This is a genomic window from Nocardioides luteus (genome assembly GCF_000960475.2).
GTDB classification, from domain to species: domain Bacteria; phylum Actinomycetota; class Actinomycetes; order Propionibacteriales; family Nocardioidaceae; genus Nocardioides; species Nocardioides luteus_A.
The window spans coordinates 56,060-67,623 of the sequence record NZ_JZDQ02000009.1 but is presented as its reverse complement, the minus strand read 5'-3'; the positions used below and the strand labels follow the sequence as shown (position 1 = coordinate 67,623).

Below are 11,564 nucleotides of genomic sequence, written 5' to 3'. Positions count from 1 at the left end.
ATGCCTATTTCTGGAGCAGGAGACGCAACAACACGATCGCACCATGCTTGTCGAGGGGGTTGTTCTGGTTGCCGCACTTGGGCGACTGGACACAGGAGGGGCACCCGTCGTCGCACTCACACGCCTCGATGGTCTCCAGGGTGGCGCCGAGCCACTCCCGGGCGGCGCGGAAACCGCGCTCGGAGAACCCGGCCCCGCCGGGGTGACCGTCGTAGACGAAGACGGTGAGCATCCCGGTGTCCGGGTGTGACGCGGTGCTGACACCACCGATGTCCCAGCGGTCGCAGGTCGCGATCAGCGGGAGCAGCCCGATCGAGCAGTGCTCGGCGGCATGGGCGGCGCCCGGGATGTCCGCCTTGTCCAGGCCAGCAGCCTCCAGAGCCGATGCGGGGACGGTCCACCAGACGGCGGAGGTGCGCAGCGTACGTTCGGGGAGGTCGAGGAGCTCCTCGCCCAGCACCTCGCCGCTCGGCTGGCGGCGGCGTAGGAAGGAGACGACCTGGTGGGTGACGTCGACGTCGCCGTAGGCCAGGTGGCACTCGCCCCAGGCGACCTGTTCGCGCTCGGTGACGGTCGAGATCTCCGTGATCTCCCGGGCGGAGGTGGAGTAGCCGGGGTCGTCGCGCGAGATCACCGCTACGTTCTCGTCCAGGTCCAGCTCGTGCACGAGATAGGTCTCACCGCGGTGGATGTAGACGGCGCCGGCGTGCGCGCTCGCGTGCGAGCTCGCCGCGTCGACCGTGCCGACGACCCGGCCGGTCTCGGCCTCGATCAGCTGCACCTGCGATCCGCCCGAGGACCGGATGTCGGCGAGGTCCGCGGCACGTCGCCGGTCGGTCCAGTACCAGCCACGAGGCCGCTTGCGCAGCAGCCCCGAGGCGACCAGGCTCTCCAGGATCTCCCGGGCGCCCGGGCCGAAGAGCGGCAGGTCTGCCTCGGTCAGCGGCAGTTCCTGGGCGGCGGCACACAGGTGAGGGCCGACGACATATGGGTTGGCCGGGTCGAAGACGGTGGCTTCGACCGGCTGACCGAGAAGCGCGTCCGGATGCGTGACGAGATAGGTGTCCAGCGGGTCGTCGCGGGCGACCAGGATGCCGAGGGCGTCGCCCGCACCGCGCCCCGCGCGGCCGATCTGCTGCCAGAAGGCAGAACGTCGGCCGGGATAGCCCGCCAGCACGACCGCGTCCAGGCCGCTGATGTCGATGCCGAGCTCGAGTGCGTTCGTCGCCGCGAGTCCCAGCAACTCGCCCGACCGCAGTGACGCCTCGATCGCCCGACGCTCCTCGGGAAGATAGCCGCCACGGTAGGACGCCACGCGCCCCGGCAGCGAGGGATCGACCTCGGCCAGCTCGGCGGCCGCGGTCAGAGCGACCTGCTCGGCACCGACCCGGGAGCGTACGAACGCCAGCGTGCGGACGTCCGAGGAGACCAGGTCGGCGAGGAGGTCGGCCGTCTCGGCGGAGGCGGCGCGGCGTACGGGGGCGCCGTTCTCGCCGGCGTACGTCGTCAGCGGAGGCTGCCACAGCGCGATCGAGAGCTCGCCGCGCGGTGAGGCGTCGGCGGTTACCGGGAGCACCGGGAGTCCGATGAGCCGCTCGCCGGCGATGGCCGGCTCGGCGACGGTGGCCGAGGCCAGGATGAAGGTCGGTGAGGAGCCGTAGAGCGCGCAGATGCGCCGCAGCCGCCGGAGCACGTGCGAGACGTGGGCCCCGAAGACACCGCGGTAGTGATGGCACTCGTCGATGACGACATAGCGCAGCGACCGGAAGTAGGTCTTCCAGCGCTCGTGCCCGGGAAGCAGCGAACGGTGCAGCATGTCGGGGTTGGTCAGGATGTACTCGCCGAAGTCCCGCGCCCAGTCCCGCTGCTCCCGGGTGCTGTCACCGTCGTGGGTCACCGCGCGTACGTCGACACCCAGCTCGCGCAGCCCGGTCAGCTGGTCCTGGGCGAGGGCCTTGGTGGGGGCGAGGTAGAGGACGCCGGCGCCGCGCTCACCACGTGGACCCCGTCCGTCTCGGATCGCGGTCAGCGCGGGCAGCTGATAGGCCAGCGACTTCCCAGAGGCGGTGCCGGTCGAGACGATCACATGGCTGCCCTCGTGAGCGGCCTCGGCGGCCACCACCTGATGCTGCCAGGGACGCTCGATCCCGCGAGCGGTGAAGGCGCGGACCACATCAGCGGAGGCCCAGGTCGGCCAGTCGGCAAAGACGGCTTCACGTGGTGGAACCTGCTCGAGGTGGGCCAGCCGGTCCTCGCGACCGGGGACGGCAGCGAGCCGGCGTACGAGATCACCGGTCGCAGTCGTCAACACCTTCGTATTCTCCCAGAATCCTGGTCGCAGTCACGCGTGCGGTCCCGCTTCTGGCGCATGACGTTGCGAGTTTCTTGCGCGCATCCTGGTGAGCCGTGGTTACATTACGATCGACTCCGGGTATCGGACGCGAGGATGCTCGATACCGGAGTCAGTTGTCTCACGTTCCTTGGCAGGAGAACTTCGAAGTGGATCTGACGCTTGCGACTCGCGAGCTCGACTCGGCCACCATCGTGGCCGTGGGCGGCGAGATCGACGTCTATACCGCGCCGAAGCTGAGGGACAAGATCACCGAGCTCGTCGCCCGGGGTCACTACGACATCGTCGTCGACCTCGAAGCCGTGGAGTTCCTCGACTCGACCGGCCTCGGCGTCCTCGTGGGTGGCCTGAAGAAGGTCCGCCAGCACGACGGCATGCTCCGCCTGGTCTGCACCCAGGAGCGGCTGCTCAAGATCTTCCGGATCACCGGCCTCGCCAAGGTCTTCGACATCCACGCCAGCGCCGAGGGCGCGGCAGCGAGCTGACCTCACCAGGCCCTAGGCTCCAGGTGTGAGTGACCTCCCACACCGGCTCCGTGACGCCCTCCAGCAGGCCGACTTCTCCTACGACTCCGTCGCCGAGCTGCTCGGCCCGATCGCCCACAGCGCGCTGAGTCGCAACGAGACGCTGCCGGGCAGGCGGCGCACTCACGGAGGCTCCCCGCTCGAGACCCTCATCCGGCTCTTCCTGCTGCAGACGACCGTCTCGCTCGACCACGCCGAGGCAGCCCTCCCCGGGCTCGTCGACCGGCTCGCCGTCGAGGGGATCCTGGAGCAGTCGGTCGGCGAGGTCGCGGCCCGCCTCGACGTCCGCCCGTACGCCACCGATGACACCGCCCTCTGGGTCGTCTCCGATCTCACGCCGGGGCTCGACGGCGGCCCGCAGCGCGTCGGTCCCGAGCACGTGCTCGGGATCAGCCCTGCCTCGACCTCTCTTGCCCAGCTGACCATCCGCGACCAGGTCGGCACCGCCCTCGACCTCGGCACCGGCTGCGGCGTCCAGGCCCTCCACCTGGCCACCCACAGCGAGCGCGTGGTCGCGACCGACGTCAACCCGCGAGCCCTGTGGATCACCGCCTTCAACGCTGCGCTCAACGACGTGGCCGACCGGGTCGACGTACGCAACGGGTCGTTCTTCGAGCCCGTCGCCGATGAGCGCTTCGACCTGATCGCCACCAATCCGCCGTTCGTGATCAGCCCGGCGACCGGCGAGCGCCTCGTCTACCGCGACTCCGGCCTCCCCGGCGACCGGGTGGTCGAGGACATCGTCAATGCCGCACCCGGGATGCTCACCGAGGGAGGCTGGTGTCAGATCCTGGGCAACTGGATCATCTCCGAGGACCAGCCCTGGGACGACCGTCTCGAGGGGTGGCTCAGCGATGAGGTCGATGCGTTCGTCGTCCAGCGCGAGGTGCTCGACCCTGCGGCGTACGTCGAGCTCTGGCTCAAGGACTCCGGCCACCACGGCGCCCAGGACTACCTGACCCGCTACGACACCTGGCTGTCCTGGTTCGAGGATCAGAAGATCGAGGGCGTCGGGTTCGGCTGGATCAACCTCCACCGCACGGACTCGGCCAACCCGAAGCGCGAGCTCCTCGAGTGGCCCTACGACGTCGAGCAGCCGATCGCCCCGGCGCTCAAGGCATGGGGCGAGGCCGCCCGCGTCGACGTCACCGAGGACTCCACGCTGGTGCTCGTCGAGGACGTCCAGCAAGAGACCCTCGGCCAGCCCGGCGCCGAGGACCCCAGCACCGTCATCCTGCGCCAGCAGCGCGGTCTGCGCCGCGCACGCCAGGCTGACACGATCGAGGCCGCCTTCGCGGGCGCGTGTGACGGCGACCTGACCGTCGGCCAGATCCTCGACGCGCTCGCGCAGATCCTCGACCGCGACCCCGCGGTCGTGCGCAGCAGCTATCTGCCGATCGCCCAGGAGCTTGTCAGCGAGGGCTTCCTCCGTCCTGCGCCAGGCGAGCCTGGTCCCGCAGCCTGACCAGGCGTCGGCGCACGCCCGAGACGAGCAGATCGGGATAGCCCAGTGGCTCGAGGTCGGGCAGGTCGTGCATGCCCCACGGTCGCTGGGTCTGCCACGGCCAGAAGCCTCGGAGCGCGGCCGCCAGCTGCTTGCCGTAGGCCGAGGGCGTCGAGCTCACGCCCAGTCGCGCCTTGAGCTCGGTCGCGGTGACCAGGCCGCCCGGGCCGGCCAGCCCGTTGGCGCCCAAGACCGTCCACACGATCCCGGCCGCCACCTGAGCCGGCTCGGTGGGACGGTCGACGACCAGCGGGTCGATCTCCCACAGCCGCAGCAGCGCCCGCCGCAGTGCGAAACCGACCTCCTCGACCGGGAAGTCGGCGGCGATCTCGTCGAGCAGCGCGGCGACCGCCTCCAGCTGCGTACGTCCCACCGCATCCTCCACGACCGGCAGGTCCAGGGCGTCCTCGACCAGCGGCGCGGCATCCAGCGCGGCGACCGCCTCGTGGCCGCCGCAGAGCGCGGCCAGCCAGTCCAGCGCCACCTCGTGCTCGGGACGGGGTGGCACCACCGGCCGGGTCAGCTCGGCCTCCAGCCGCTCCAGGATCCTGTTGGTCCGGGTGAGCAGCTGGGCGCACTCGGAGCACACCAGGTGCTCCGGGGGTGTGGTCAGACCTTCTGTGTAGTCGGTGTATTCGGCGTCGATCATCAGCGGAGACCTCTCGGTTCGGATGGGTCTCGCCGTCCCCGAAAGACACCCTAGGGGCGACCACCGACAGTTCCGGAGGGCCGCCGACGGCCACCCAGGAGGCGGTCACAGCGGTGACCACGATGAGACACCGATTTCACGCTCCCGCTCCCCAGCGTGCTAGGTATTGTCTTCGCGGCGCCCAAGGCAACACGCCATGTTGTCCGAGAGCACAGTGCCGCATGAACCGCGGTGGCTGGACCCATGCCGGCTGGAGACACGCGCTAACGTGTCTCGCCAGAGCTTGTCAGTGGTGCCAGGCTCTGCTGCAGTGAGATAAGGACGTCAGTGGCACACAAGTTGGTGATCGTCGAGTCCCCGGCGAAGGCTCAGAAGATCGGCGGATACCTCGGACAGGGGTATGTCGTCGAGGCATCCGTCGGGCACATCCGCGACCTTCCGCAGAGCGCGGCAGACACCCCCGCCAAGATCAAGGACAAGCCGTGGGGGCGCTTCGGCGTCGACGTCGACAACGGCTTCACCCCTTACTACGTCGTGCCCAGCGACAAGAAGAAGCAGATCGCCAAGCTCAAGTCGCTCCTCAAGGACGCCGACGAGCTCTACCTCGCCACCGATGAGGACCGCGAGGGTGAGGCCATCGCCTGGCACCTCCTCGACGAGCTGAAGCCGAAGAAGGACATCCCGGTCAAGCGGATGGTCTTCCACGAGATCACCAAGCCCGCGATCCTCGCCGCCGCGGAGAACCCCCGCGAGCTCGACATGGACCTCGTCGAGGCCCAGGAGTCCCGCCGCATCCTCGACCGCCTCTACGGCTACGAGATCTCCCCGGTGCTCTGGAAGAAGGTCATGCCCCGGCTGAGCGCCGGGCGGGTCCAGTCCGTCGCCACCCGGCTCGTCGTCGACCGCGAGCGCGAGCGGATCGCCTTCCGCACCGCCTCCTACTGGGACCTGGCCGGCACCTTCGACGCCGGCTCCGACCACGACCCGCGGATGTTCCCGGCCAAGATCACCTCGATCGACGGCAACCGTGTCGCCCGCGGCACCGACTTCGGCCCCGACGGCCTGCTGAAGAGCGACAAGGTCGTCCACCTCGACCGCACCCGCGCCGAGGCCCTCGTGGCCGCCCTCGACAATCAGACCTACGAGGTCCGCAGCGTCGAGTCGAAGCCCTACAAGCGCAGCCCCTACGCCCCCTTCCGCACCACCACGATGCAGCAGGAGGCCAGCCGCAAGCTCGGGATGAGCGCGTCGACCACGATGTCGGTCGCCCAGCGTCTCTACGAGAACGGCTTCATCACCTACATGCGTACCGACTCCACCACCCTGAGCGGCGACGCGATCAGCGCCGCCCGCGCTCAGGTCAGGGAGCTCTACGGCGCCGAATACCTGCCGGATGCGCCCCGGACGTACGCCTCCAAGGTCAAGAACGCGCAGGAGGCCCACGAGGCGATCCGGCCCGCCGGCGACTCCTTCCGCACGCCGGCGCAGACCGGGCTGGCCGGCGACCAGTTCCGTCTCTACGAGCTGATCTGGATGCGCACCGTCGCCTCCCAGATGAAGGACGCGGTCGGCAACTCGGTCGCGATCCGCCTCGGCGCCACCGCGACCACGGGTGAGGACGTCGTCTTCTCCGCCACCGGTCGCGTGATCACCTTCCACGGCTTCCTGAAGGCCTACGTCGAGGGCACCGACTCCGCCGAGCAGACCTCCGACGACCAGCAGACCCGGCTCCCGAACCTCGCCGAGGGCGACACGGTCAACGCGGCCAGCATCACCGCCGACGGCCACGAGACCAAGCCTCCGGCCCGCTACACCGAGGCGACCCTCGTCCGTGAGCTCGAGGAGCGCGAGATCGGCCGCCCGTCGACCTACGCGAGCATCATCCAGACGATCATCAACCGCGGCTACGTCTTCAAGAAGGGCACCGCGCTGGTACCCGCCTGGGTCGCGTTCTCCGTGGTCAGGCTGCTGGAGGAGCACTTCCCCCGGCAGATCGACTATCGGTTCACGGCGAGCATGGAGGAGATCCTCGACGAGATCGCCAAGGGCGCCAAGGACATGACCACCGAGCTCGGGGAGTTCTACTTCGGCTCCGAGCGGGTCAAGGGCCTCAAGCCGCTGGTCGACGGTCTCGGCGACATCGACGCCCGCGAGCTGGCGACCTTCCCGGTCGGCGGCCCGGATTCCGGCGTCAACCTCCGGGTCGGTCGCTACGGTCCCTACATCGAGGGCCCCGGCGACGACGGCACCCCGTTCGCGGTGCGTGCCAACGTCCCCGACGACCTGCCCCCCGACGAGCTCACCCTGGAGAAGGCCAAGGAGCTCTTCGCCAACCCGGCCGGCGAGGAGCTGAACCTCGGCGTCCACCCCGACACCGGGCTCACCGTCGTCGCGAAGAGCGGCCGGTTCGGTCCCTACGTCACCGAGCAGCTCCCCGAGGACGCCAAGAAGGGCGCCAAGCCCCGCACCGCCAGCCTCTTCAAGTCGATGTCGCTGCAGACCATCACGCTCGAGGACGCGGTCAAGCTGCTGACCCTGCCCCGGGTCGTCGGCACCGCCGCCGACGGCGAGGAGATCACCGCCCAGAACGGCCGCTACGGGCCCTACCTGAAGAAGGGCACCGACTCCCGCACCCTGAGCTCCGAGGACCAGCTGCTCACGATCACGCTCGAGGAGGCCGAGCAGATCTACGCTCAGCCGAAGCAGCGCGGCCGTGCCGCGGCCAAGCCGCCGCTCAAGGAGCTCGGCCCCGACCCGGTCTCCGGCCAGCCGATGATCGTCAAGGACGGCCGCTTCGGTCCCTACGTCACCGACGGTGAATACAACGCCACCCTCCGGGCCGCCGACGACCTGGAGACCCTGACCGCCGATCGAGCCGCCGAGCTGCTCGCCGAGAAGCGCGCCAAGGGTCCGGCGAAGAAGACCACCAAGCGGGCGACGAAGAAGACGGCCAAGAAGTCGCCGGCGAAGAAGTCGACCGCCAAGAAGACGACCAAGAAGGCCGCGACCAAGAAATCCTGAGCGAGTTGTGAAGCTGAGCGTGGCCTATAGGTCACTCTCAGCTTCACAACCGGCTGCGGAGGGCCAGCGCGAGCCGGTCGCGCTCCGCCTCGGGCAGCCACCGGGTCTCGTCGTCGGTGAGGTAGCCGAACACGTTCGGCCCCTTCAGGTGAGCCGGCTGATCGGCCATCCGCGGCACCAGGTGCACGTGCAGGTGCTCGAAGCCCTCGGCCTCGGAGAACTGCATGACGTACGTCTTCACGCACCCGGTCACGGCCCGCAGCGCCGCCGACAGCGATCCGAGCAGCGTGCCGAGCTCCGCGTGCGCGTCGGCGGGCAGCTCGTCGAGAGCGGCGACGTGCGGGACGGGCGCGATCACCAGCCAGCCGGCGAGGGTCGAGTTGAACGCGTGGCCGACCCGCCAGTGCTGCGTACGGACGATCGACTCGCGGGGCGGCAACGACGGGAGGGCGCTGTTGCGGCAGTTGAAGCAGTCCATCGCGAGACCCCTCAGCCGAGCGACCCGACGACCTCGTCGTAGTCCAGCCGGTCGGCGGCGATGTAGAAGAGCCGGGCGCCGGGGGCGACGGGCAGGTCCCAGGAGGGGCTGACCTGGATGCCGTCAGGGGTGCGGACGGCGAGGAGCGTGGCGCCGTGCGAGCGGCCGAGAGCGGCTTGCCAGGCGCCGACGTCCACGGTCGCGGCCGACGCAGGGACCGTGAGCGAGTAGGTGCCCTTGCCGCCGGCGGTGGCGAGCTCTTGGTAGACCTCGGCGATCCCGGGGTCGCTGAGCTCCTCGGCGATCAGCTGGGTGTTGTGCCACTGCACGCAGTGGACGGTGGTGTCCACGCGGAAGATCGTGCGCTGCACCCGCAGGTCCCGCAGGGCGACGATGGTGTGCACCGACGGCGCGGCGGTGTGGGCGGCGACGGTGAGGGTGACCGCCTCGTTGTCGTCGCGCGCGTCGATCAGCACGCTGTGGGCAGCGGACAGCCCGGTCCGAGCGAGCACGGAGAGATCGGTGATGTCGCCGCGTACGAAATGGAGGCGGTCCTCGCCGGCCATCGGGTGCTCGGCGAGCTGGTCCTCCCAGGTGGCGAGCACGACCTCGCGTTCGGGCTCGGAGAGCAGCTCGGTCAGGAGCCGCTCGGTGCGTCCGGCGGTGTAGCCGAGCAGCACGATGTGGCTTCGTCCGCTGAAAGAGATCTCTCCACGCATGCGGCGTCCTTTGGCGTTCTCGATGATGGCCGAGAGTCGGCTGAACAAGATGGCAAGGGTGGTGATCGACCCGAAGACGACGTACGCCCCGACGAACCGGCCACCGGTGGTCTCCGGGAAGAGGTCGCCGCAGCCGACCGTGGTCGCGGTGATCAGGAACCACCACCAGTAGTTGGCGGGGTGCACGATGTCGGTGCCCGGCTGGGCCAGCGCCATCGCGATCCAGCCGGTGACGAAGACGAAGCAGATGATGGCCAGCGGCAGCACCCAGGCGTAGTGGCGCGAGCTGCGCCGGACCATGCGGAGCAGGAAGAACATCAGTAGCCGACCCAGCCCTTGCGGGCGTAGTCCAGGATCGCCGGATCGAGCAGCGTGGTGACCGAGGTGGGCCGTTCGGCACGGTCGGGCGGGAAGGACGAGGCAGCCGCGAGGACGGCGTCGCTGGCATAGCGGAGACCGCCCGGCGTCTCGTCGTCCAGGGCGAGCGGGGGAGCCGAGGAGCCCCGGGAGGCGAGGACGTAGCCCCAGTTGCCGAACGAGGGCACGTCCGCCTGGTACGGGGTGGTGCGGTAGCCGGCGGCATCGAGGGTGTGGCGCACCGACCAGAACGCGTCCGGCGCGAAGAACGGGCTGCCCGACTGCACGACCAGTCGCCCCGACGGAGCCATCAGCCGGGAGATCATGGTGTAGTTCTCGACCGAGTAGAGCTTGGCCAGCGCGGTCGAGTCCGGGTCGGGGAAGTCGGCGACGACCACGTCGAACGGAGCCCCCGAGTAGTCCCGCACCCAGGAGAACGCGTCGGCCGGGACGTACGTCAACCGCGGGTCGTCGAGGGAGCCGTGGGTCTGCGCCCGCAACGGCCCGAAGGTGCGCGCCAGCGACACCACCGCCGGGTCGAGGTCGACCAGCGTCACCGACGAGACCGACCGGTAGCGCAGCACCTCCCGCGCGGCGAGCCCGTCGCCGCCGCCGAGGATCAGCACCCGCTGGTGCGGCCCGTTCATCGCCGGGTGGACGAGCATCTCGTGATACCGGTACTCGTCCAGCGACGAGTACTGCAGGTCACCGTCGAGGAAGAGGCGTACGTCGTCGAACTCCGGTCCGAACGGCGCGCCCCGCGTCACCACGATCTCCTGGTAGTCCGAGCGTTCGGCGTGGACGATCGGGTCGCGGTAGAGCGCCTGCCGGGCGTTGAGCTCGAAGGAGTCGGCCAGCACCGCGGTCGTGCCCAGGGCCACGGCCAAAAGCCCGCAGACCGCCGTGACGACGCCACGGTGACGGCGCGACCCGGCCAGCGCGACCCCGACCGTCCAGGCGGCGAGCACGTTCAGGGCGGCCGTGGCCACGGTGCCCACCAGCAGCCCCATGGTCGGCAGCAGCACGAACGGGAACGCCAGCCCGCCGATGAGCGCGCCGACGTAGTCGACCGCGTTGATGTCGGCGACCGCGAGCGAGGCCTGCTGGCGTCGCAGCCGCTGCAGCAGCTCCATCAGCAGCGGGATCTCGGCCCCCACCAGCGCGCCGATCAGGAAGGTCACCAGCAGCATCATCGGGGTGTAGAGGTGCAGCCAGGCGAACGCGGCGTAGAGCGCCGGCACCGAGGCGCCACCGACCGCGGCCAGCGCGATCTCCACCCCGACGAACGCGCGCAGCGGCCGTGCGGTGAGCGGCTTGGCGAGCACGGCACCGACGCCCATCGCGAACATCGACACCGCGATCACCAGCGAGGTCTGCGCGATCGAGTTGCCGAGCAGATAGCTCCCCAGCGTCACCAGCGCGAGCTCGTAGACCAGGCCGCACGCCGCGCAGACGAACACCGCCGCGAGGACGAGCAGCCGGGCCGCTCGTCCCGCGGGCAGAGCAGGCGCCGAAGGGACGGACAGGCTCACGTGATCGAGGCCGCCACGATCACGCCGACGGCCAGCTGCACCGCGACCGCGACCCAGATCGCCGGGTCGTCCTTGTCGTCGGTCATCAGCTCACCGAGCCGGCCCGGGGTGAGCAGGTCGAGGATCACGAAGGCGACCGCGAGCAGGGCGATCCCGATCAGGCCGTACGCAGCGGTCTCGGCGAGCCCCTGGAAGGTGTCGGCCTCCGCGGTGTAGATCGAGGTGGCCACGATCGTGGCGATCGCGACGACCGAGGAGCCGAGCAGCAGCGCGGGGTCGCGGCGGTGCTCGACGAAGATCAGCTGCCCGAGCTTGCCCGGGGTGAGCAGGTCGATCACGTAGAAGCCGATCACCAGCAGGAGCAGCCCGAGGGCGGCGAAGGCGACGGTGGACAGCAGTCCGCTCATGAGGTCGGTCATCGGTTCATCTC

General features: G+C 69.9%; 9 protein-coding genes. 3 read left to right on the top strand and 6 right to left on the bottom strand.

Annotated features, from left to right (window positions below; genetic code table 11):
• Positions 1–4: 4 nt before the first annotated feature.
• A complete protein-coding gene (locus tag UG56_RS07970; protein ID WP_045548632.1) occupies positions 5–2,311 on the bottom strand; it encodes a DEAD/DEAH box helicase in 2,307 nt (768 codons plus the stop codon).
• Positions 2,312–2,499: 188 nt separating this feature from the next.
• Here UG56_RS07970 and UG56_RS07965 point away from each other — a divergent pair, with 188 nt between their 5' ends.
• Both UG56_RS07965 and UG56_RS07960 read left to right on the top strand, forming a co-directional pair.
• Entirely contained in the window at positions 2,500–2,835 is a 336-nt protein-coding gene (locus UG56_RS07965; protein WP_045548633.1) for an anti-sigma factor antagonist, read from the top strand.
• Between the two features lie 25 nt (positions 2,836–2,860).
• On the top strand, positions 2,861–4,339 hold the full coding sequence (locus UG56_RS07960) for a DUF7059 domain-containing protein (RefSeq protein ID WP_045548634.1): 1,479 nt from the start codon (positions 2,861–2,863) through the stop codon (positions 4,337–4,339).
• On the opposite strand, the gene UG56_RS07955 is transcribed toward UG56_RS07960, so the two are convergent.
• A complete protein-coding gene (locus tag UG56_RS07955; RefSeq protein ID WP_045548635.1) occupies positions 4,287–5,027 on the bottom strand; it encodes a hypothetical protein in 741 nt (246 codons plus the stop codon). The two genes, UG56_RS07960 and UG56_RS07955, sit on opposite strands and share 53 nt — an antisense overlap.
• 327 nt (positions 5,028–5,354) lie before the next feature.
• Between UG56_RS07955 and topA the strand changes: the two genes are divergently transcribed.
• The gene (topA, locus tag UG56_RS07950) at positions 5,355–8,048 is read left to right on the top strand and encodes a type I DNA topoisomerase (RefSeq protein WP_045548636.1); all 2,694 of its coding nucleotides are present in this window, start codon (positions 5,355–5,357) and stop codon (positions 8,046–8,048) included.
• Between the two features lie 43 nt (positions 8,049–8,091).
• Here topA and UG56_RS07945 read toward each other — a convergent pair whose 3' ends face one another.
• The 4 genes from UG56_RS07945 to UG56_RS07930 are packed head-to-tail and all read right to left on the bottom strand — an operon-like array spanning position 8,092 to position 11,553.
• The gene (locus UG56_RS07945; protein ID WP_045548637.1) at positions 8,092–8,526 is read right to left on the bottom strand and encodes an HIT family protein; all 435 of its coding nucleotides are present in this window, start codon (positions 8,524–8,526) and stop codon (positions 8,092–8,094) included.
• 11 nt (positions 8,527–8,537) lie between these two features.
• The gene (locus UG56_RS07940; RefSeq protein WP_052693511.1) at positions 8,538–9,563 is read right to left on the bottom strand and encodes a potassium channel protein; all 1,026 of its coding nucleotides are present in this window, start codon (positions 9,561–9,563) and stop codon (positions 8,538–8,540) included.
• On the bottom strand, positions 9,563–11,134 hold the full coding sequence (locus UG56_RS07935) for a polyamine aminopropyltransferase (RefSeq protein WP_143054956.1): 1,572 nt from the start codon (positions 11,132–11,134) through the stop codon (positions 9,563–9,565). Before UG56_RS07935 ends, UG56_RS07940 begins: the two co-directional genes overlap by 1 nt.
• On the bottom strand, positions 11,131–11,553 hold the full coding sequence (locus UG56_RS07930; RefSeq protein ID WP_045548639.1) for a DUF350 domain-containing protein: 423 nt from the start codon (positions 11,551–11,553) through the stop codon (positions 11,131–11,133). Before UG56_RS07930 ends, UG56_RS07935 begins: the two co-directional genes overlap by 4 nt.
• Between the last annotated feature and the right edge of the window lie 11 nt (positions 11,554–11,564).